20 protein-coding genes are annotated in these 19,918 nt (G+C 68.6%); 11 read left to right on the top strand and 9 right to left on the bottom strand.

Features of this window, described 5'->3' with window-relative positions; genetic code table 11:
- Positions 1–4: 4 nt before the first annotated feature.
- From KHO18_RS04820 to KHO18_RS04805, 4 genes are read left to right on the top strand one after another with little or no spacing between them, the layout of a single operon-like run.
- The gene (locus KHO18_RS04820) at positions 5–808 is read left to right on the top strand and encodes an enoyl-CoA hydratase/isomerase family protein (protein WP_144196579.1); all 804 of its coding nucleotides are present in this window, start codon (positions 5–7) and stop codon (positions 806–808) included.
- A gap of 41 nt (positions 809–849) precedes the next feature.
- On the top strand, positions 850–1,842 hold the full coding sequence (locus KHO18_RS04815; protein WP_144196580.1) for a Bug family tripartite tricarboxylate transporter substrate binding protein: 993 nt from the start codon (positions 850–852) through the stop codon (positions 1,840–1,842).
- On the top strand, positions 1,839–2,249 hold the full coding sequence (locus tag KHO18_RS04810; protein ID WP_144196581.1) for a PaaI family thioesterase: 411 nt from the start codon (positions 1,839–1,841) through the stop codon (positions 2,247–2,249). The genes KHO18_RS04815 and KHO18_RS04810 overlap by 4 nt, the downstream gene beginning before the upstream one ends.
- A gap of 2 nt (positions 2,250–2,251) precedes the next feature.
- Positions 2,252–3,448: a CaiB/BaiF CoA transferase family protein gene (locus KHO18_RS04805; RefSeq protein ID WP_144196582.1), complete on the top strand. Its 1,197-nt coding sequence runs from the start codon at positions 2,252–2,254 to the stop codon at positions 3,446–3,448.
- Here the strand turns inward: KHO18_RS04805 and gcvA are convergent.
- Positions 3,445–4,338 carry a transcriptional regulator GcvA gene (gcvA, locus tag KHO18_RS04800; RefSeq protein ID WP_144196583.1) on the bottom strand — a complete coding sequence of 298 codons (894 nt, stop codon included), beginning with the start codon at positions 4,336–4,338 and terminating at the stop codon, positions 3,445–3,447. The genes KHO18_RS04805 and gcvA overlap by 4 nt on opposite strands.
- A gap of 257 nt (positions 4,339–4,595) precedes the next feature.
- Here gcvA and KHO18_RS04795 point away from each other — a divergent pair, with 257 nt between their 5' ends.
- From KHO18_RS04795 to KHO18_RS04770, 6 genes are all read left to right on the top strand, one after another.
- Complete coding sequence (locus tag KHO18_RS04795) at positions 4,596–5,267, top strand: (2Fe-2S)-binding protein (protein ID WP_377731681.1); 672 nt, start codon at positions 4,596–4,598, stop codon at positions 5,265–5,267.
- A 2-nt stretch (positions 5,268–5,269) separates the two neighbouring features.
- A complete protein-coding gene (locus KHO18_RS04790; protein WP_211942854.1) occupies positions 5,270–6,253 on the top strand; it encodes an FAD binding domain-containing protein in 984 nt (327 codons plus the stop codon).
- Between the two features lie 60 nt (positions 6,254–6,313).
- Positions 6,314–8,545, top strand: coding sequence for a xanthine dehydrogenase family protein molybdopterin-binding subunit (locus KHO18_RS04785; RefSeq protein ID WP_211942853.1), 2,232 nt, complete (start codon positions 6,314–6,316; stop codon positions 8,543–8,545).
- A gap of 55 nt (positions 8,546–8,600) precedes the next feature.
- The gene (locus tag KHO18_RS04780; protein WP_244844544.1) at positions 8,601–10,295 is read left to right on the top strand and encodes an FAD-dependent oxidoreductase; all 1,695 of its coding nucleotides are present in this window, start codon (positions 8,601–8,603) and stop codon (positions 10,293–10,295) included.
- Positions 10,296–10,466: 171 nt separating this feature from the next.
- Complete coding sequence (locus KHO18_RS04775) at positions 10,467–11,201, top strand: BON domain-containing protein (protein WP_211942852.1); 735 nt, start codon at positions 10,467–10,469, stop codon at positions 11,199–11,201.
- A gap of 125 nt (positions 11,202–11,326) precedes the next feature.
- Entirely contained in the window at positions 11,327–12,598 is a 1,272-nt protein-coding gene (locus KHO18_RS04770) for a M20/M25/M40 family metallo-hydrolase (RefSeq protein ID WP_211942851.1), read from the top strand.
- On the opposite strand, the gene KHO18_RS04765 is transcribed toward KHO18_RS04770, so the two are convergent.
- From KHO18_RS04765 to KHO18_RS04750, 4 genes are all read right to left on the bottom strand, one after another.
- Positions 12,580–13,323: a DUF4410 domain-containing protein gene (locus KHO18_RS04765; RefSeq protein WP_211942850.1), complete on the bottom strand. Its 744-nt coding sequence runs from the start codon at positions 13,321–13,323 to the stop codon at positions 12,580–12,582. The two genes, KHO18_RS04770 and KHO18_RS04765, sit on opposite strands and share 19 nt — an antisense overlap.
- A 105-nt stretch (positions 13,324–13,428) precedes the next feature.
- Positions 13,429–14,760 (bottom strand): ATP-binding protein, encoded by a 1,332-nt coding sequence (locus tag KHO18_RS04760; RefSeq protein WP_211942849.1) that lies wholly within the window; start codon positions 14,758–14,760, stop codon positions 13,429–13,431.
- Entirely contained in the window at positions 14,760–15,473 is a 714-nt protein-coding gene (locus tag KHO18_RS04755) for a response regulator (protein ID WP_211942848.1), read from the bottom strand. Before KHO18_RS04755 ends, KHO18_RS04760 begins: the two co-directional genes overlap by 1 nt.
- A 45-nt stretch (positions 15,474–15,518) precedes the next feature.
- Entirely contained in the window at positions 15,519–15,827 is a 309-nt protein-coding gene (locus KHO18_RS04750; protein ID WP_280527753.1) for a hypothetical protein, read from the bottom strand.
- 263 nt (positions 15,828–16,090) lie between these two features.
- Here KHO18_RS04750 and KHO18_RS04745 point away from each other — a divergent pair, with 263 nt between their 5' ends.
- Positions 16,091–17,014 (top strand): sterol desaturase family protein, encoded by a 924-nt coding sequence (locus tag KHO18_RS04745; protein ID WP_144196592.1) that lies wholly within the window; start codon positions 16,091–16,093, stop codon positions 17,012–17,014.
- Here KHO18_RS04745 and KHO18_RS04740 read toward each other — a convergent pair.
- The 4 genes from KHO18_RS04740 to KHO18_RS04725 are packed head-to-tail and all read right to left on the bottom strand — an operon-like array spanning position 17,011 to position 19,915.
- The gene (locus KHO18_RS04740; protein WP_144196593.1) at positions 17,011–17,742 is read right to left on the bottom strand and encodes an amino acid ABC transporter ATP-binding protein; all 732 of its coding nucleotides are present in this window, start codon (positions 17,740–17,742) and stop codon (positions 17,011–17,013) included. The genes KHO18_RS04745 and KHO18_RS04740 overlap by 4 nt on opposite strands.
- The gene (locus tag KHO18_RS04735) at positions 17,723–18,379 is read right to left on the bottom strand and encodes an amino acid ABC transporter permease (RefSeq protein ID WP_149137984.1); all 657 of its coding nucleotides are present in this window, start codon (positions 18,377–18,379) and stop codon (positions 17,723–17,725) included. The genes KHO18_RS04740 and KHO18_RS04735 overlap by 20 nt, the downstream gene beginning before the upstream one ends.
- Positions 18,376–19,044, bottom strand: a complete 669-nt coding sequence (locus KHO18_RS04730; protein WP_144196595.1) for an amino acid ABC transporter permease — start codon at positions 19,042–19,044, stop codon at positions 18,376–18,378. Before KHO18_RS04730 ends, KHO18_RS04735 begins: the two co-directional genes overlap by 4 nt.
- 46 nt (positions 19,045–19,090) lie before the next feature.
- Positions 19,091–19,915, bottom strand: coding sequence for a transporter substrate-binding domain-containing protein (locus KHO18_RS04725; RefSeq protein ID WP_144196596.1), 825 nt, complete (start codon positions 19,913–19,915; stop codon positions 19,091–19,093).
- Between the last annotated feature and the right edge of the window lie 3 nt (positions 19,916–19,918).

The raw sequence follows: 19,918 nt of genomic DNA, 5'->3' as shown, positions 1-19,918 counted from the left end.
CGTCATGACTGTCCACCTCACCCTTGACGGCGCCGTGGCCGTGCTGACCCTCGACCGCCCCGAGGCGCTCAACGCGCTCGACGTGACCGCGCTGCGCACCCTGCGCGCCCACCTGACCGAGATCCGGGACCGCGACGATATCCGCGTAGCCGTGCTCACCGGCGCCGGCACGCGCGCCTTCTGCGCGGGCGCAGACCTCAAGGGCACGCGCACCTCGCCGGCCAGCTACGCGGAAGCGCTGTTCCAGGCGCCGGACCCCGCCGCCGACCTCGGCCTCTATATCCGCCTGATGGACCTGTCCGGACTGGCGCTGTGGAAGCCGCTGATCGCGGCGGTCAACGGGCACTGCCTCGGCGCGGGGCTGGAAATGGCCTTGCAGTGCGATATGCGGATTGCATCGGAAAACGCCACCTTCGGCCTGCCCGAGGCGGCGGTCGGATCGATTCCGGCGGTCTCCGGCCTCCACCGGCTGCTCAAGGCGGTGCCCGCCGCCCATGCGATGCAGATGGTGCTGACCGGCGAGCGCATCGATGCCGCCGAGGCGCACCGCATCGGCCTCGTGAGCGAGACCGTGCCGGCTGCAATGCTGGCCGAGCGGGCGCTCACGCTGGCGCACCGCGTGGCCCGCAACGCCCCGCTGGCGGTGCAGGCCGCCAAGAAGCTGTCGCGCCAGACCGCGCACCTTGGCGAAGCCGACGCGCAGGCGCTGACCGAACTCTACTGGGGCGTGCTGCGCGACACGGCGGACCGCACCGAAGGGCGGCAGGCATTCGCCGAGAAGCGGCCGCCAAGTTTCACGGGCCGCTGAGGGCGGCCCACCCCATCCATAATGACACTCAGGAGACAACCATGACCACACGATTCCGCATCTTCCGCATCGCCCGGATGCTGCTGGGGCTGGCCTGCGCGCTCGGCGCCACCGCCCCGGCCAGCGCCCAGCCGGCGTTCCCCACCAAGCCCGTCACGCTGATCGTGCCGTTCGCGCCCGGCGGCGGCAACGACATCCTGGCGCGGCTGATTGCGCCGCAGATGAGCAAGCAGCTCGGCCAGCCGGTGGTGATCGAGAACCGGCCCGGCGCAGGCGGCAACCTCGGTGCCGATCTGGTCGCCCATGCCCCGGCCGATGGCTACACGCTGGTCATCGCCTCCAGCCAGATCACGATGAACCCCTACCTGGGCATGAAGGTGCCGTTCCAGATCGAGCGCGATTTCGAACCTGTGGGGCTGATCGGCTCGGTGCCGCTGATGCTGGTGGCCAATCCCGACCAGCCCTACAGGACGCTCGCCGAGTTCATGGCCTACAGCAAGGCCCATCCCGGCAAGATCAGCTACAGCAGCCCCGGGCCCGGCACGCCGCAGCATCTGGCCGGCGAGGTCTTCGCGCGCATGAACAAGACCGAGCTGCTCCACGTGCCGTATCGCGGCACCGGGCCGTCCATCACGGACCTGATGGGCGGGCAGGTGCAGGTCTCGTTCGCCACGTTCGCATCGGCCATCCAGTACGTGCGGACCGGCAAGCTGCGCGCGCTCGGCATTGCGGGCAAGCGCCGCACGCCGCTGATGCCGGACCTGCCATCGTTCGACGAGGCGGGCCTGAAGGGCTACGACGCCGAACTCTGGTACAGCCTGCTCGCCCCGGCCAAGACGCCGCGTCCGGTGGTGGACAAGCTGAACGCCGCACTGCTGACCGCGTTGAAGGCGCCCGAGGTGGTGGAGCAGTTCCACAAGCAGGGCTTCGAGGCCAAGGGCTCCACGCCCGACGAACTCCGGGCCTATATCGTCCGCGAGCTGGCGCGCTGGCAACGCGTGATCCGCGACAACGACATCAAGGTGGCGATGTGAACCCGGATCTGGACAACCCGCTGCTCGAATTCCTCGGCGTGCAGCTCGAGCGCGTCGGCCCCGGCGCCTGCACCTTCGCGCTCGATATCGAGCCGCGCCACCTGAACCGGCAGGGCTCGCTGCAGGGCGGCGTCAGCGCCACGCTGCTGGACGCCGCCTGCGGCTACGCCGGGCTGCATCAGGAAGAAGGCACCCACGGCAGCGCGCTCGGCAACGCCGTGACGCTGATGCTGACGATCAGCTACCTCGGCAAGGTCAGCACGGGCCGCGTGCGTGCCGTGGCTACCGTCACTCATGCGGGCCGCAGCATCTACTTTTCGTCGGCCGAGCTGCTCACCGCTGCCGGCGAGCGCATCGCCACCGCGCAGGGCACCTTCAAGCGGTCCCGCGCGAACCGGGAGGCATGACCATGCTCCGTCAAGCTCTGGAAGGACTGACCGTCGTCGATTTCACGCAGATCGGCGCCGGCCCGACGGCCACCATGCTGATGGCCGACATGGGGGCCCGCGTGATCAAGGTGGAGCCTCCGGGCGGCGAAATGGGGCGCGGGCTTGGCCCGGGCTGGATCGGCGCGGACAGCGCGCTGTTCCACGGGTTCAACCGCAACAAGCTCGGCGTGTCGATCGATCTCAAGCGGCCCGAGGGTTTCGACGTGGCGCGCCGGCTGGTGGCTACCGCCGATATCGTGGTGGAGAGCATGCGGCCCGGCGTGATGGCGCGGCTGGGGCTGGGCCACGCCGATCTCGCACAGGAGCACCCCGCGCTGATCTACTGCTCGATCTCGGCCTACGGGCAGGAAGGCCCCTACGCGGACCGTGCCGGCGTGGACGGCATCATCCAGGCGGACTCGGGCCTGATGAGCCTGATCGGTGTGGAGGGCGGCGAGCCGTGCAAGGTGCAGGCGCCGGTGGTGGACGTGATGACGGGCTACGTCGCCGTGGTCGGCATCCTCGCCCGGCTGGCGCAGCGGGCGCGCGACGGGCGCGGCGGGCATCTCGACGTGAGCCTGTTCAACGCCGCGCTGGCCTTGCAGCAGTCATCGCTGGCGAGCTATCTGGCCGATGGCGACCTGCCGGTGCGGGCGGGCAGTGCCGCGCCTTACTCGGCGCCGAACCAGGCCTTCCGCACGGCGGACGGCTGGATCATGGTGGCGGCCTATATGCCCGACCGCTGGCGCCGGCTGTGCGAGACGCTCGGACTCGCCGCGCTGGCCGACGACCCGCGCTTCGCCACCTCGCCGCTGCGCGTGGCCAACCGCGCGGCGATGGTGGAGGCGCTGACGGCGGTTTTCGTCACGCGCGGCACCGATGCGTGGCTGGCGGCGCTGCAGGCCGTCGACATTCTCTGCGCCCGCGTGGCCACCTATGAGAATGTGGCACAGCATCCGCAGGTGGCGGCCAACCAGATGTTCGCCGATATCTCCCACGCCGCGCTCGGCACGATCCGCATGCCGGGGTTCCCGATCGACAGTGCCGTCAGCAATGCCGCGCCGATGCAGCCCGCGCCAGCCTGCGGCGAGCATACGCGCGCCGTGCTGCGCGACCTCGGCTATGCGGATAGCGATATCGCGGCGTTGGACGCAAGCCGGGCCATCCACTGCGCCTAGCCCGCTGCCGTGCCCTGGAACTGCGCCAGCAGCCACGCGCGGAAGGTGGCCATGCTGGTGCTTTCGGCGCGGTCCGCCGGCGTGAGCAGGTAGTAGGTGAAGTCGCCCATGTCGACGGCCTGCCGGAACGGTGCCACGAGCTTGCCGCTGGTCAGGTCGTCTTCCACCAGGAAGCGCTGTGCGATGGCGAAGCCTTGTCCTTCGAGCGCCGCCATGTAGGCCATCGCCGAACTCTGGTAGGTCATGCCGCTGCGCGCATCGACGAGCTTGTCCGCGCCGGTGGAGGCGAGCCAGAAGCCCCAGTCCTCGGGCCGGGCGATCGAATGCAGCAGCACCTGGCGTTGCAGGTCGGCGGGCTTGCGCACCTGCTTCGCCAGCGCGGGGCTGCACACGGGCAGGAGGATGTTCGGCACCAGCCGATAGGCGTTGGCGCCGCTCCACTTGCCGTCGCCGAGGCGGATGGCGCCGTCGATGTCCTCGCGCCGGAAGTCCACCTCGTCGAGCGAGGCGGTGAGCAGCACCTCGATGCCGGCATTGGCCGCGTGGAAGCTGGACAGCCGTGGAATCAGCCAGCGCATCGCGAACGTCGTGTAGGCGCGCACCTTCAGTTGCGTGCGGCGGGTGCGCCGGGTCAGGCGGACAGTGGCTTCGCGCAGGCCGTCCATCGCCTTGGTGACCGCGCGGTAGTAGTCCTCGCCGGCACGCGTGAGCGTGATCTGCCGATGGCCGCGCACCAGTAGCTGGATGCCAAGCGCATCTTCGAGCGTGCGGATCTGCCGGCTGACCGCGCCGGGCGTGACGTGCAGTTCCGTGGCGGCGATGGTGATACTGAGCCGGCGCGCGACGGCTTCGAAGGCGCGCACGGCGTTGAGCGGGGGCAGGCGGTCCATGTCAGGGGGAACGGCGACACGTTTGAGAATTTCTCAATCATACGTCGTGGCTACTCGTGCTGCTTGTAAAAGAGGCGCACGCCAGATCTTGAAAAACGGAAGCGCTTGTTCGAATACTGTAAAGGCTGCAAACACCCACACTGTCTCGTCTGGTTTCCCAGGCCTGCTGCTTGCTAATGTCTGGACAATTTCTCCAGATGACTATCCTGCAATGTTCGTCGTGAACTTGCGCCGCTCGCGTTCAAGGAGAACGGGAAATGGAAGACTCTTGTCAGCAGAATGGTGGCCGTGCCGGCACCAGCGGCGTGCAACCCCCGAACATGCCGGACATCTCGCGACGACGCTTCCTGCAATCGGTCGGCGTCAGCGCATCGGGGGTCGGAGTGGCAGGAAGTGTGTATGCCGCGGGCGAAGCCACCGTGCCTGCGGCGTCCGCCGCGCCGCAGGCCAGCGCCGGCCACGCGGTGAAATTCAAGGTCAACGGCACGCTCCAGTCGCTTACGGTGGCGTCCAATGCCGTGCTGCTGGACGTATTGCGCGATCAACTGCACCTCACCGGCACCAAAAAGGGGTGCGACCATGGCCAATGCGGGGCGTGCACGCTGCACGTGAATGGCGTGGCGGTCAACGCCTGCCTGTCGCTCGCGGTGATGCATGACGGTGACGAGATCACCACCATCGAAGGGTTGGCCCGCGACGGAACACTGCACCCGGTGCAGCAGGCTTTCTGGGACCACGACGCCTACCAGTGCGGCTACTGCACCGCCGGCCAGATGATGAGCGCCGTGGGTGTGCTTGGCGACAAGCGCATCCCGGCCGATGACGCGGCCGTGCGCGAGGCGATGAGCGGCAACATCTGCCGCTGCGGGGCCTACCGGAACATCGTCGCGGCCATCCAGGACGCGCGCGGCAAGATCAAGGGGGCCTAGCCATGCGAACCTTCGAATATGCCCGGGCGGCGGACGTGGAGCAGGCCATCGCACTGCACGCGCGCACGCCCGAGACCGCCTACCTGGCCGGCGGCACCACCCTGCTGGACCTGATGAAGCTGGACGTGATGCACCCGCCGCGCGTGGTGGACATCCACAAGCTTGGCCTCAACCAGGTCGAGGTGGCCGGCGACGGCCGGGTGCGGATTGGCGCGATGGTCAGCAACACCGAACTGGCGCGCCATCCGCACATCGTCAAGCACCACCCGGCGCTGTCGCAGGCGCTGCTTTCCGGCGCCAGCACCCAGCTGCGCAACAAGGCCACCACGGCCGGCAATGTGATGCAGCGGGTGCGCTGCGGCTACTTCCGCGATGGTGTATCGCCGTGCAACAAGCGGGTGCCGGGATCGGGCTGCCCGGCCATCGACGGGCTGAACCGCAACGTGCACGCAGTGCTGGGCGGCAGCAACCAGTGCATCGCCGCGCATCCGTCAGACATGTGCGTGGCGATGGTTGCCATCGGCGCCACCATTCACGTGCAGGGGCCCAAGGGCCGGCGTGACATCCCGTTCGCGGATTTCCACCTGCTGCCCGGTGAAACGCCGTGGAAGGAGCACGCGCTGGAAGCCGACGAGATGATCACGCACATCACGCTTGATGCGCCGCTGCCGAACAGCCGGTCCGCCTACCTGAAGCTGCGCGACCGGGGCTCCTACCAGTTCGCGCTGGCGTCGAGCGCGGTGGTGGTGGTGCTGGACGGCCGCACCGTGCGGGACGTGCGCATCGCGCTCGGCGGGGTCACCACCAAGCCGTGGCGGGCTGCCAACGCGGAGGCGGTACTGCGCGGCAAGCCGGTAACGGACGCGCTGATCCGCGAGACCGCCGCCGCCGCCATGGCGGGCGCGCAGTCGTACGGCCAGAACGGCTTCAAGCTGCTGCTCGGCCAGCAGGCGGTGTCGCGCAACCTGTCGCGGCTCGTCGCCTGAGCGGCTGCCCCGATCCAGCCCCCGGTCCAGCGGACCTTCACTCGACAACGGGAGTCCAGCGTGAACAAGAATGCCATCGGCGCGTCGCCGCGCCGTATCGACGGACGTCTCAAGGTCACCGGCGCCGCGCTGTACACGGCGGACCGCAACCTCCCCGGCATGCTGCATGCCTATGGCGTATTCAGCACGATTGCGAGCGGCCGCGTCACGGCCATCGACACCGCGGCCGCGCGGCGCGTGCCGGGCGTCGTCAACGTCCTGCACCATGACAATTTCCTGCGGCTCTACCGCGCGCCCAAGGCGCCGATCTCGCCAGCCACGATCCTGACCGCCGGCATCACGGACGAGCACCGCCTGCCGTTCGAGGACGCGAAGGTGCACTACGCCGGGCAGTTCGTCGCGCTGGTCGTGGCGGATACCTACGAACATGCGCGCGAGGCAGCCCAGTTGGTCAAGGTGACGTATGCCCCGGCCAAGGCACTTGCCAATCTGGAGCAGGGCATGGCGGCCGGCAAGCTGCAGGACGGCGGGCGCGGTCATTCGCGTGGCGAGCCGGCGCGGGACTTCGACGCCGCGCCGGTCCGCGTAGATGCCATGTACCACACGCCGGTGGAGACCCACAACCCGATGGAGATGCACGCCACGGTGGCTTGGTGGGAGGGCGGTGACCTGCACCTCTACGAGGCCTCGCAGGGCGTGCTGGTTCACCGCAACACGCTGGCGCAGATCTTCGGACTTACGCCGGAGAGCGTGAGCGTGGACGCCCCGTTCATCGGCTCGGGCTTTGGCGCCAAGCTGTTCCTGTGGCCGCACTCGGTGGCCGCCTGCGCGGCGGCGAAGATGACCGGGCGCCCGGTGAAGCTGGTGGTGCCTCGCGCGCAGATGTTCACGACCACGGGGCAGCGGCCGGAGACGAAGCAGCACATCCGGCTGTCGGCGGGCGCCGACGGCAAGATCACGTCGATCCGGCATGAGTCGATCAACACCACGTCGTTCATCGAGCAGTACGTGGAAAACTGCGGCGGCATGACGTCGAGCCTGTACACGTGCCCGAGCGTGCTGGTCACGCACCACACCATCGACGTGCACCGGGGCGCGCCCACCTCCATGCGCGCGCCCGGCGCCGCGCCGGGCCTGTTCGCGCTGGAATCCGCCATCGACGAACTGGCGCTGGCGTGCCAGAAGGACCCGGTGCAGTTCCGCCTCGATAACATCTCCACGCGCGATGAAAGCACCAACCTGCCGTGGTCCAGCAATCACCTGCGCGAGGCCATCGAGCAGGGCGCCCGCAAGTTTGGCTGGGCCAGGCGCGACCCGCGCATTGGCGCGATGCGCGTGGGCGACGAGATTGCCGGCTATGGCGTGGCCGTCTGCAACTGGGATGCCTGGCGCACGCCAGCCGAAGCGCGGGTGCAGTTGCGCAGCGACGGCATGGCATCGGTGATCTGCTCGATCCAGGACATTGGCACCGGCACCTACACGATTGCGGCGCAGACGGTGAGCGAGCTGACCGGCCTGCCGTTCGAGAAGATCGAGGTCAAGCTCGGCGATTCCTCGTTCCCGGCGGCTCCCGTCTCGGGCGGCTCGTGGGCCACTGCCAGCGTCCTGCCGGCTATTGCGGAGGCCACGCGCAACGCCATCGGCCAGTTGCGCACGTTCGCCACGCAGGAGGGCGCGCCGTTCGCCGGGGCGAAGCCCGAATCGCTTCGCTTCGAGAATGGCCGCCTGACTGATGGGAAGCGCACCGTAGACTACCCGGCCGTGCTGACCGCGCAGCGCTTTGCCAGCGCCGAGGGCCATGCCCGCACCGGCGGCACGCCCACGGACAAGATGTCGTTCATGTCGTTCGGCGCGCATTTCGTAGAGGTGCGCTGGGACCCCGGCATCTCGCGCCTGCGCGTGGCGCGCGTGGTCAGCGCCATCGACGTAGGCCGCGTCATCAATCCCCTCACGGCGCGCAACCAGGTGGAAGGCGCCATCGTCATGGGCGTGGGCATGGCGCTCTTCGAGGCCACCGAGTACGACGAGCGCAACGGCATTCCGGGCAACAACAACTACGCCGAGTACGTGATGCCGGTGCACGCAGACCAGCCCGACATCGACGTCATCCTGCTCGACTACCCCGACCTGGCCTTCAATGAGTTCGGCGCGCGCGGCATCGGGGAGATCGGCATTACCGGCTTTGCGGCGGCCGTGGCCAACGCGGTCTACCACGCCACGGGCAAGCGTATCCGTGACCTGCCCATCACCATGGAGAAGCTGATGGACGCGCCCGGCCGGGCCGCCGCCTAGCCGGTGGCCTATATATATAGCGATGGCTGGCCGAGCGCGGGAGCGGGAGGGGGGGATGGTCGACAATCCGGTTCCGGAGGATGATCCCGGCGTGCGCGAACATCCGCGCTACGCGCAGATGTTCCCCGTGCTGACCGAGGAGGACATCCAGCGCGTGCGCCGCTTCGGGCGCTTGTCGCACTTTGCCACCGGTGAGTACCTCTATCGGGCCGGTAGCCTGTGCCCGGGCATGTTCCTGCTGCTGTCCGGCAAGGTGCGGATCGTCGGGCGCGACGGGCTGGGCCATGAGCGCGTCCTCCACACCTACACCCAGCGCGGCGAGTTCACCTCGGACGTGACGCAGCTGTCGAACAAGCCGGCCGTGGTGGATGCGCGCGTGATCGATGACGTGGAGGCCGTGCTGGTGCGCCCCGACGAACTCAGCGCGATGATGATCAGCGAGGCCGACGTCGGCGAGACCATCATGCGCGCGCTGATCCTGCGCCGCATGCTGGTGATCGAGCGCGGCCACGGCGTGGTGCTGGTCGGCGCGCCGGACAACGGGCGGCTGCTCGCGCTGCAGAACTTCCTGCGGCGCAACGGCTTCCCCAACACCACGCTCGACGCGGCGATGGACCCCGAGGCCGTCGCGCTGCTCGAACGCCTGACGCCGCTGCCGGACGATTTCCCGCTCGTGGTCTGCCCGGACGGCACCGTGCTGCGTAATCCGGACGAAGGCCACCTGGCCTCGTGCCTGGGCCTGATTCCCGAGTTCGATCCGACCCACGTCTACGACGTGGCAGTGGTCGGCGCTGGCCCGGCCGGGCTGGCCACAGCAGTTTACGCCGCGTCCGAAGGGCTGTCCGTGGCCGTGCTCGACTGCCGGGGGCCGGGCGGGCAGGCCGGCACCAGCGCGCGCATCGAGAACTACCTCGGCTTTCCCACGGGCATCACCGGGCAGTCTCTGGCCAGCCGCGCCTTCGCCCAGGCGCAGAAGTTCGGCGCCCATATCGGCATTCCATGTGAAGTGAGGGCCCTGTATTGCGACCGGCGTCCGCTGTTCGTGGAGCTGGCCGATGGGCGCCGCATTGCCGCGCGCACCGTGGTGATTGCCAGCGGCGCCGAATACCGGCGGCCGGACGTGACCGGCCTCGAACGCTTCGAGTCGTCCGGCATCTACTACTGGGCCACGCCGATCGAGGCGCGCCTGTGCCGCAAGGAGCCTGTGCTGCTGGTGGGCGGCGGCAATTCCGCCGGGCAGGCGGCGGTGTTCCTGGCCGCGCATGCCGAGCATGTCCACCTGTTTATCCGGGGCACCAGCCTTGAGCACAGCATGTCGCGCTACCTGACCGAGCGGATTGCCGTGCTGCCCAACGTGACCGTGCACACCCGCGTGGACCTGCGCGCGCTGGAGGGCGGGGCCCGTCTCGAACGGGTGTATTACCGGGGCGCGGGCGGCGTGGAGGGCTGCATGACCACGCATCACCTGTTCGTCTTCATCGGCGCGGCGCCGAATACCGCGTGGCTGGCCACCTGCGGGGTGGTGCGCGACGAGAAAGGCTTTGTGCTGACCGGGGCCGATGTGCCCGATGCCGCGCCGCACGTGCCGTCCCTGCAAACCAGCCTGGAAGGGGTGTTCGCCATCGGCGACGTGCGCTCGGGGTCGATCAAGCGTGTGGCGTCCGCCGTGGGCGAGGGCGCCGCCGTGGTCGCGCAGATTCACGCCGTGCTGGCCGGCATGCGCGGCACCTGCCAGCCCGGCGCGGGCTGAGCCCTTTCCGCCCCAGAGGCGCCGGCATCACTCCGCCAACGCGCTCCCATCGGAATGCCTACAATAGCTGGACGGACAGGCCGCGCGGGCTGATGCGCGGCCAGTCGCTGCCACGCGTGCTCGCAGGCAGGGGCACGCGCCACTCATCTCCACGAAACATGGAGAAACATCATGCAGCAGAGTAGCGAAGCGGTGCTGACGCAGGCGCGAGCCGCGTTGGCGCATGTGCCGTATCAGGGCCATCACCTTCATCCCACCATTCACCTGCGGCTTTCCGACGGCGCGCTGATCCTCGAGGGCGAGGTGGCGGACATCGTCGACAAGACGCGCGCCGCCGCACATCTGCGGCGCGTGGACGGCGTGACCATGGTCATTGACCACCTGCGCATTGCCGATGGCGGCGCGCCGGTGGGTGACGGCGAACTGCGCGATGCCGTGTGCCAGCGACTGCTTACCGCGATCGATTTCCGCAACTGCAAAATCTGCGCGAAGGTAAAGGGCCAGGACGAGGCACGCCGCGAGGCCGTGGGCGAGCGCAGCGGCTGGATCGAGGTGGCCGCCGTCAATGGCGTGGTCACGCTGACCGGCAATGTGATCAGCCTCTCCCACATGCGGCTGGCTGGCGTGCTGGCATGGTGGTCGCGCGGCTGCCGCTGCGTGGTGAACGAACTGGTGGTGGCGCCGGCCGAGGCGGATAGCGATGAGGAAATCACCGAGGCGCTGCAACTGGTGCTGGAAACCGATCCGTTCGTCGATGCGGGCCGCATCGCGGTGCGCACCGCGCAGCGTGTGGTAACGCTCGACGGCTATGCCACGAGCGAAGGCGCGCGCAAGCAGGTAGAGCGGGATGCCTGGTATGTGTACGGCGTAGAGGACGTCGTCAACCGTATCTCGCTGAGCAGTTAAATCACCTCCTGAGGGGCATGGCGTTGGCGGGAATGGCGCGTGGATTGGCGGGATTGACTCTCCCCGGCCGCGCGCGCAGGCGCTAGGATCGGTTTTTGTCGCCAACCGTCCACACAGGAATCCTCATGCCCCGTTCCGTTCGTCATCGTCGCGCAGCGCTGCCCGCTGCGCTCTCCATCGCATTGTCATTGGCCTGGGGCGGCACCGCGCTGGCCGCCGGGTCGGACGCGGTCCTGCTGCAGGCGGCACAGGCCGCGCAGCCGGGCGTGGTGCAGTCGCTCAAGGAGATGGTGTCGATCGAGTCGGGCAGCCATGACATCGACGGGCTGAACCGCATGGCCGCCTACACCGAGAAGCGCCTCAAGGCGCTGGGTGCCAGCGTGGAGCGCGTGCCGGCGGCGCAGGGCCACGGCCCGATCGTCAAGGGCACGCTGGAGGGCACGGGGCGGGGCCGCATCCTGCTGATCGCCCACATGGACACGGTCTATCCGCATAACACGCTGGCCTCGCAGCCGATCCGCGAGGAGGGCAACAAGCTCTACGGGCCGGGTATCGCGGACGACAAGGGCGGCATCGCGGTCATCCTGCATTCGCTGGAGATCATGAAGGCGCAGGGCTGGAAGGACTTCGCACGGGTGACCGTGCTGTTCAACGCCGACGAGGAAATCGGTTCGCTCGGCTCCGGCGCCGCCATTGCCGCGTTGGGGGCGCAGCACGATGTGGTGCTGTCCTGCGAGCCCAATCCGGCCAAGGCCGTGGCCAAGACGGAGTCGCTGCTGCTTGGCGCCGCCGGCACGGCCTCCGCGACGATGGCTGTCCAGGGCCGCGCCGCGCACGCCGGCGCGGCGCCGGAGCTGGGCCGCAATGCCCTGATGGAACTGGCCTACCAGTTGCAGCAGACGCGCGATGTGGCGAAGTCCGTGCCGGGCTCGCAACTGAACTGGACCAATGCCAAGGCCGGCGATGCGCGCAACCAGATTCCCGCATCGGCCAGCGCCTTCGGCGACGTGCGCGTGACGGCTGCCGGTGCCGCCCAGAAGCTGCAGGCGGCGCTGCAGGAGAAGGTCAACGCGGGCCATCTGGTGCCCGATACGCAGACCACCATCACGATGGAGGAGGGCCGCCCGCCCTTCGTGGTCAATGCGCGCGGCCGGGAGCTGGCGGCGCAGGCCCAGAAGATCTATGCGGAACTGGACGGCCGGCAACTGGCGCTGTTTCCCGGCACGGGCGGGGCCACCGATGCCGGCTTCGCGGGCCAGTCGGGCAAGGCCGCCGTGGTGGAGAGCTTTGGCCTGTCCGGCTTTGGCTATCACGCGCGTGACGAGTACATCGAACTCGATTCCATCGTCCCGCGCCTCTACCTGATGACGCGCATGCTTCAGGAGAGCGGGCGCTGAGCAGATTGAGCGGATTGGGCCACCTGCTTGGCGATGGCGTCGGCAAGGCGCGTGGCGTCGTTGTAGACGCTGTCGTGCTGCAGTTCACTGACGCCATGCGCCGCGCCACCGGCGGCGGCTGACATGGCCACATGGCCGGCCACCGCGCCCACGCCGGCGGTTTCCGCCACGCCGGGCATGTGGCCGCTATCCGCGCTGGCGTGGAAGTCCTGCAAGGGCATCGCCGGGCCCCTGGCGGGCTGGTAGACCAGTTCGACCGACGCGCCCACATTGCTCTTGCCCGCGCCCAGGCCCACCAGCATGCGGCGGCGCTGGTTGCCTTCATCGATCTTGTCGAACTGGCCGGTAACGACCAGCGCATTCGCGCCCGCCGGGACCGGGCCATCCAGGCGCACCACGTTGAGCCCCTTGGCGCGCAGCTGCCGCACGATTTCATCGCTCACCTGGTCACGGGCCTCGCGCGCATCGCGCACGGCCTTACCGGCCTGGCTGTCGGTGCCGGCCATCGTCATGACCTTTTGCATCAGGCGGCTGTCCACCTTGACCTGATCGGGATTGGCATTGAAGGTCTGCACGTAGATGATGTCCGCGTTGCCGGGGAGGGCGGCAACGTCTTGCGTCATGGTCGTAGCGGCGCTGGCGCAGCCGGCGGCAAGCAGCGTGGCGGCGGTCAGCGTGGCGAGTGTGAAGCGGCGGGCAACGAGGGAGAGTTGGGTGGTTTGCATGGCGAAATCCTGTATCGGTTGGGTTGGAGCGTGTCGGTGCATCGCTGGAACCCAGTATGGGAAAAACCGCCTACAGATGCCATGCAGCAAGTATGTCGAGAAATGTCAGGCCGCTGGCCGCAGCGGCAGCGCCACCACGGCTTCCAGGCCGCCGCCGTCACGTGGGCGGAATTGCAGCGAGCCGCCGTGCAGCCGCGCGATGCGCTCGACAATCGCCAGCCCCAGCCCGGTGCCGCCTGAATGGCCCCGCGCGTTGTCGCCGCGAGCGAAAGGTGCCTTGAGTTGTTCCAACTGCTGGGCGCCGATGCCGTCGCCCCGGTCGCACACTGCCACGTAGGCGGTTTCCGCATCGGCCCAGGTGCGCACAGCCAGCCCGGTGCGGCCGTAGACCACGGCGTTCTGCATCAGGTTCATCAGCAGCCGCATCAGGCTCACCGGGCGGTAGTCGAGCGGCGGCAGGTTGCCGATCGACAGCTCGAAGCTGTGCCCCAGCCCGGCGAAATCGGATGACAACTGCCGCACCAGCGCGTTGAGGTCACCCGGCTGGGGCGGCTCGCGCTCGCCGCTGCCGGCGTAGTCCATGAACTGCTGGAGGATGGTGTCGATCTGGTCGAGATAGCTTTCGGTGGCAGCGACGAAAGCGTCGTCGCTGCCGCGTGGCATCGCCATTGCCATGGCCAGGCGCAGCTTGGTCAGCGGCGTGCGGATGTCGTGCGAGATGCCCGCCAGCATCAGCGCGCGGGAGGCTTCGGCCTGGCGCAGGGTGTCGGTCATCTGGTTGAAGGCGGCGCTGACCTGCGCGATTTCCGTGGGGCCGTCCGTGGGCAGCGGTGCCGGCATCTCGCCGCCGCACACGTCGCGTGCGGCGCGGGCGAGGTCCTGCAACGGCCGGTTCAGGTGGCGCTGGATCAGGTAGCCGGTCAGCGCGGCCAGCATCGCCAGTGCGGTGGAGAGCGCCAGCGCGGCCAGGATGCCGCTGGCGCGGGCATCGGCGGTCATCGGCAGGGAAATCCACGCCGGGGTACCGGCCACGTGCACGCGGATCCACAGGCGCTCCTCGGCATCGGGGGCGCCGATCTGCCAGCGCACCGGCATGTCGGGCGGCAGGTCACGGCGCAGGGCGTGCAAGAAGACGTCGCGCTGGTAGGTGCGGAACAGGCGCAGCGGGCTGGCGGCACCGTCTGCGGGGGGCGCCGGAACCGGGTCTGCCGTCTGGGCGCCGAGCCGCGCGGTGACCGCCTGTGCTTCGGCGGGCGGCAGCGCGGCCAGTACGCTATCGAGCGTCTTCACATAGTCCGCAAAGATGATGGCCGCCCGCTCGATGCGCGGGCGCTGCATGTAGTGGAGCAGCACCGTGAGGGAGCAGGCCTGCGTGACAGCCACCAGCGCCACCAGCAGGGCGATATTGCGCGCCAGCAGCGACCGGGGCAGCCGCATCACGACGCCACGCCGGCCACCAGCATGTAGCCCACGCCCCACACCGTCTTGATGAAGCGGGGCTTGGATGGGTCTTCCTCGATGATCTGGCGCAGGCGCAGCACCTGTACGTCGATGCTGCGGTCCAGCGCGTCATGGTCCCGCCCCCGGGCGCGGGCGAGCAGGTTCTCCCGGCTCACGGGCCGGTTAGGCGAGGAGCCCAGCGCGTGCAGCAACAGCATCTGGGCTGAATGCACCTCCACGGGATCGCCACGCAGCCGCAGCGTCTGCTGGCCGACATCGAACTCGAATTCGCCGAAGCGCAGCGTCTGCGCGGTGACGGTGGGGTCGCCCGCCGCAATGCGCTGGCGGCGCAGCAGCGCGCGGATTCTGGCCACCAGTTCGTCCGGCACGAATGGCTTGGCGAGGTAGTCGTCCGCGCCGGTTTCCAGCCCCAGCACGCGGTCCATGGGATCGCCCTTGGCGGTCAGCATCAGCACGGGCAGCGTGATGCCGTCTGCACGCAGCCGCCGGCAGATGGTCAGGCCGTCCTCGGGTGCCATCATCAGGTCGAGCACGAGCAGGTCGTAGGGTTCGCGCTGGAGGTAGCGGTCGAGTTGCTTGCCATCGGCTACGGCGCGCACGCGGAAGCCCTGGCTGGTCAGGAAGCGCTGCAGCATGTTGCGCAACTCGGCCTCGTCGTCCAGCACGAGGATGCGGTTGACTACCTCCATGGCATGTCTCCGTGACCATCCGTCATGCGGGAACGATACCCGAAGTCATGCGTAGTGTGCGGGCACCCAGACACGTCCCACCCAATGTCCCGGCACCCACACAGCCGGGTGGGGCGGCGGCGCCACATAGACCGCACGCGGCGCGACATATTCGGCCTGGGGCGTGACATAGACCGGCGGCAGCGGCGGGGCGACATAGACGGGGCGCGGCGCCGGGGCGACATAGACAACGTGCGGCGGCGGCATGACGACGACGGCCCCAGCGCCATACCAGCCGGCGAAGGCGGGCGTGGCGGCGGTCACGGTGGCGACGATGAGGGCGGCGGTAGCGGTAGCGAAGCCGAGGCGTTTCATGGTGAGTCCCTTCCTGGTGAGGTGAGCCGACCGGTGTGCGGCGGCAACGGGACGAACTATAGGAGGGGGTGGGGCAGTCCGCGAGGCGCAAACCATGTCGCGGTGTTACACGGCGCGGCACCGGTCCGGGCATGACATCCGGCGACATATTTCCCGCATGGCGCGGCTGGCGGGCGGCACCTACATTTGGCTCACCGCGACGCACCATCCTGTTCCTGACAGTGCGTTCCCGATGCCCAACCGACTACCCCATGAGGCACGCCATGCTGACTCCCACCGCCAACCCCGAACTATCCGTCCAGCGGATCGCCCTCTACGCCACGGCGTTTATCGTCGCCGTCTCGCTCGTCGAAGCCGTGGTGCTCTGGCGCAAGCGCCGGAATTCGAAGGCCCCGTTCGACTGGCGGGAGGTCTGGCTGTCGCTGGCCGACCTGGCCGGCCGCAAGCTCTCGGTGTTGCTGCCGCTCTCGCTGGCCACGCCCGTGTTCGCCTTCGCCTGGGATCACCGCCTGTTCACGGTCACGCTCAACAGCGCGCTGATGGTGCTGCTGCTCTTCGTAGGGCAGGAGTTCTGCTACTACTGGTATCACCGCGCCTCGCACCGCGTGCGCTTCTTCTGGGCGACGCACGCGGTCCACCACTCGCCGAACCAGCTCACGCTGGCCTCGGCCTACCGGCTCGGCTGGACGGGCAAGCTCACCGGCACGGCGATCTTCTTTGCGCCGCTGGTCTGGCTCGGCGTGCGCCCGGAAGTGGTGCTGGCCACGCTGATGTTCAACCTGCTCTATCAGTTCTGGCTGCACAACACGTGGGTGCCGCGCCTGGGCTGGCTCGAATACGTGTTCAACACGCCGTCTGCGCACCGCGTGCACCATGCTTCGAATGTCGATTACCTCGATGCCAACTACGGTGGCGTGCTGATCGTGTTCGACCGCCTGTTCGGCACCTACGTGGCCGAGCGTGCCGAAGAGCCGTGCCGCTACGGGCTGGTCAAGCCGTCCCGCACGGTGAACCCGCTGATGAACCAGTTCGAGCACTGGATTGGCCTGTTCCGCGACATGGCGGCGGCGCCCAGCCTCGGCGCGGCCCTCGGCTACCTCACCATGCCCCCCGGCTGGCAGCCCGACGGCAAGGGCGAGACCACCGAGAACCTGCGTGCGCAGTCTCAGGGTCAGGCCCGCGCCTAGGCTTCCACCATGCCAAGGAACTGCTGCAGCTCCGGGGTCTTGGGACGGGCGAAGACCTCGTCCGGCGGCCCGATCTCGTGGACCTTGCCCTGGTGCATGAAGACCACGCGGTCGCACACCTCGCGGGCGAAGCGCATCTCATGCGTGACCATCAGCAGCGTCATCCCGTCAGCAGCCAGCCCGCGCATGACCTGGAGCACCTCGTTGACAAGTTCCGGGTCCAGCGCCGAGGTGATCTCGTCGCACAGCAGCGCGGCTGGCTGCATCGCCAGCGCCCGGGCAATCGCCACGCGCTGCTGCTGCCCGCCGGAAAGTTGATCCGGATAGGCGTCGAACTTGGCCGAGAGGCCCACGCGGGCCAGGTTCAGCTCTGCCAGCTCACGCGCCCGGGCTTCCGGCACACCCTTGACGATCATCGGCGACAACATCACGTTGCGCCCCGCGCTCAGGTGCGGAAACAGGTTGAACTGCTGGAAGATCATGCCCACCTTGAGCCGCAGCGCGCGCAGTTGCAGCTCGGTGTCGGCCAGATGGGCGCCGGCCACGGTGATGGCGCCGGCGTCGATGGACTCCAGCCCGTTGATGCAGCGGAGCAGCGTGCTCTTGCCCGAGCCGCTCTTGCCGATGATGGCGATGACCTCGCCCGGCTCCACCGACAGCGAAACCCCCTTCAGGACCTCGTTGCTGCCGAACGATTTGCGAACCTGGTCAATGGCGATGAGCGGCATGGAATTTCCTCTCCAGCATTTTGCTGGCTTGCGAAAGTGGCCAGCACAGCGCGAAGTACATCAGCGCCACGGCGGCATACACGGTGAATGGCTGGAAGCTGGCGTTGACGATCATCGTGCCGGCCTTGGACAGCTCGGTGAAACCGATGATCGAGGCCAGCGCGGTGCCCTTGATGACCTGCACGCCAAAGCCGACGGTAGGCGCCACGGCAATCCGCATGGCCTGCGGCAGGATCACGTGGCGCATCTGCTGCACGTAGCTCATGGCCAGGCTGCCGGATGCCTCCCACTGGCCGCGCGGAATCGCCTCCACGCAGCCGCGCCAGATCTCGGCCAGGAAGGCGGCGGTCCAGAGCGTCAGCGCCACGCCGGCGGCGAGCCACGCGGGCACATCCACGCCGAACAGCGCCAGGCCGAAGAAGGCCAGGAACAGCTGCATCAGCAGCGGCGTGCCCTGGAAGATCTCGATATAGGCCCAGGTGGCGCGGCGCAGGAAGGGTCGCTTGCTGGTGCGCATCAGCAGCACCAGCAGGCCCACCACGCCGCCGCCGACAAAGGCCACCAGCGACAGCAGGACGGTCCAGCGCGCCGCCAGCAGCAGGTTGCGCACGATGTCCCACAGCGTGAAGTCGATCATCGCGCCCTCCGCGCAAACAGCTGCCGGCCCACGCCGCGCAGCAGCTGGCGCAGCAGCAGCGCCAGCAACAGGTAGATCACGGTGCTCACCAGATAGACCTCGAAGGCGCGGAAGTTGCGGCCCTGGATGAAGTTGGCGGCGTAGGTCAGGTCCTGCGCGGCGATCTGCGAGCAGACCGCCGAGCCGAGCATGACGATCACGATCTGGCTCGACAGCGCCGGCCAGATCTTCTGCAGCGCCGGGCGCAGCACCACGTGGCGGAACACCTGCAGCGGCGACATCGCCAGGCTGGCGCCAGCCTCGAACTGGCCGCGCGGCGTGGCGGCCAGCCCGGCCCGGATGATCTCGGTGCCGTAGGCGCCCAGGTTGATCACCATCGCCAGCGAGGCGGCCACCATCTCGGGCAGTTGCACGCCCAGGCTGGGCAGGCCGAAGAAGATGAAGAAGAGCTGGATCAGGAACGGCGTGTTCCGGATCACCTCCACATAGGCGCTGACGATGGCGCGCAGCCATGCCGGCCCCTGCGTCCGGGCCCAGGCGCCAAAGATGGCCACCGCCACGCCCAGCACGCCGCCCGTGAGCGTGAGCTGTGCCGTGACGGCGATGCCCTTGAGCAGGACGTCGGTGTAATCGAGCACCGACAGGAAATCGAACTGATAGGCCATGGACGGGACCGGTTGCAGCGGGAGCGGAGCGGGGATCAGGCGGCGATCAGAGCTGCGCCGGCAGCGGACGCAGCAGCCACTTGATCGACAGCGAGTTCAGCGCGCCGTCTTTCTTGGCTTCGGCCAGGATGGCGTTCACCTTGGCCTGCAGCGCCGGCTCGTCCTTGTTCATGCCGATAAAGCACGGCGAGTTCTTGATCAGGAACTTGGTCTCGGGCGCCTTGGGCGCATGCTTGGCGATCAGCGCCGAGGCCACCACGTTGCCGGTGGCAATCAGCTGCACCTGGCCGGAGAGGAATGCGGAGATCGTCGCGTTGTTGTCCTCGTAGCGCTTGATGGTGGCGTTGGCCGGGGCGATCTTCGACAGCTCCAGGTCTTCCACCGCGCCGCGCGTGACGCCAACGGTCTTGCCGGCCAGGTCGGCGGCGCTCTTCACGGCCATGTCGGCCGGGCCGAACACGCCGTTATAGAACGGGGCATAGGCTTCGGAGAAGTCCAGCACCTTCTCGCGCTCGGGGTTCTTGCCCAGGCTGGAGATGATCAGGTCCACCTTGCGGGTCTGCAGGTAGGGCACGCGGTTGGTGCTGGATACCGGCACCAGTTGCAGCTTCACGCCCATCTTCTTGGCCATCAGCGCGGCCACGTCGATGTCCAGGCCCTGCGGTGCCATGTCGGCGCCAATCGAGCCGAACGGCGGGAAGTCCTGCGGCACCGCCACGCGCAGCACGCCGGCCTTGGTGATGTCCGCGAGCGTGTCGGCCTGCGCCGGACGGGGCAGGGCGGCCACGCAGACGCTGGCGCTGGCGAACAGGCCCAGCAGCAGCGCGCGGCGCGCCTTGGAGAACAGCGGGGTCGATGGAGTCGGGGTCATCGG

The organism is Cupriavidus campinensis (genome assembly GCF_905397395.1).
Lineage (GTDB): Bacteria > Pseudomonadota > Gammaproteobacteria > Burkholderiales > Burkholderiaceae > Cupriavidus > Cupriavidus campinensis.
The sequence above is the reverse complement of the archived record's forward strand: the minus strand, read 5'-3'. Positions and strand labels throughout refer to the sequence as shown.

Excerpts from the sequence above, each read along its gene's own strand:
- KHO18_RS04745 (WP_144196592.1), top strand. The coding sequence starts at position 16,091 with ATGCTGACTCCCACCGCCAACCCCGAACTATCCGTCCAGCGGATCGCC.
- KHO18_RS04780 (WP_244844544.1), top strand. The coding sequence starts at position 8,601 with ATGGTCGACAATCCGGTTCCGGAGGATGATCCCGGCGTGCGCGAACAT.
- KHO18_RS04750 (WP_280527753.1), bottom strand. The coding sequence starts at position 15,827 with ATGAAACGCCTCGGCTTCGCTACCGCTACCGCCGCCCTCATCGTCGCC.
- KHO18_RS04775 (WP_211942852.1), top strand. The coding sequence starts at position 10,467 with ATGCAGCAGAGTAGCGAAGCGGTGCTGACGCAGGCGCGAGCCGCGTTG.
- KHO18_RS04815 (WP_144196580.1), top strand. The coding sequence starts at position 850 with ATGACCACACGATTCCGCATCTTCCGCATCGCCCGGATGCTGCTGGGG.
- KHO18_RS04805 (WP_144196582.1), top strand. The coding sequence starts at position 2,252 with ATGCTCCGTCAAGCTCTGGAAGGACTGACCGTCGTCGATTTCACGCAG.
- KHO18_RS04770 (WP_211942851.1), top strand. The coding sequence starts at position 11,327 with ATGCCCCGTTCCGTTCGTCATCGTCGCGCAGCGCTGCCCGCTGCGCTC.
- gcvA (WP_144196583.1), bottom strand. The coding sequence starts at position 4,338 with ATGGACCGCCTGCCCCCGCTCAACGCCGTGCGCGCCTTCGAAGCCGTC.
- KHO18_RS04730 (WP_144196595.1), bottom strand. The coding sequence starts at position 19,044 with ATGGCCTATCAGTTCGATTTCCTGTCGGTGCTCGATTACACCGACGTC.
- KHO18_RS04740 (WP_144196593.1), bottom strand. The coding sequence starts at position 17,742 with ATGCCGCTCATCGCCATTGACCAGGTTCGCAAATCGTTCGGCAGCAAC.
- KHO18_RS04765 (WP_211942850.1), bottom strand. The coding sequence starts at position 13,323 with ATGCAAACCACCCAACTCTCCCTCGTTGCCCGCCGCTTCACACTCGCC.
- KHO18_RS04760 (WP_211942849.1), bottom strand. The coding sequence starts at position 14,760 with ATGCGGCTGCCCCGGTCGCTGCTGGCGCGCAATATCGCCCTGCTGGTG.
- KHO18_RS04795 (WP_377731681.1), top strand. The coding sequence starts at position 4,596 with ATGGAAGACTCTTGTCAGCAGAATGGTGGCCGTGCCGGCACCAGCGGC.
- KHO18_RS04735 (WP_149137984.1), bottom strand. The coding sequence starts at position 18,379 with ATGATCGACTTCACGCTGTGGGACATCGTGCGCAACCTGCTGCTGGCG.
- KHO18_RS04820 (WP_144196579.1), top strand. The coding sequence starts at position 5 with ATGACTGTCCACCTCACCCTTGACGGCGCCGTGGCCGTGCTGACCCTC.
- KHO18_RS04755 (WP_211942848.1), bottom strand. The coding sequence starts at position 15,473 with ATGGAGGTAGTCAACCGCATCCTCGTGCTGGACGACGAGGCCGAGTTG.
- KHO18_RS04725 (WP_144196596.1), bottom strand. The coding sequence starts at position 19,915 with ATGACCCCGACTCCATCGACCCCGCTGTTCTCCAAGGCGCGCCGCGCG.
- KHO18_RS04790 (WP_211942854.1), top strand. The coding sequence starts at position 5,270 with ATGCGAACCTTCGAATATGCCCGGGCGGCGGACGTGGAGCAGGCCATC.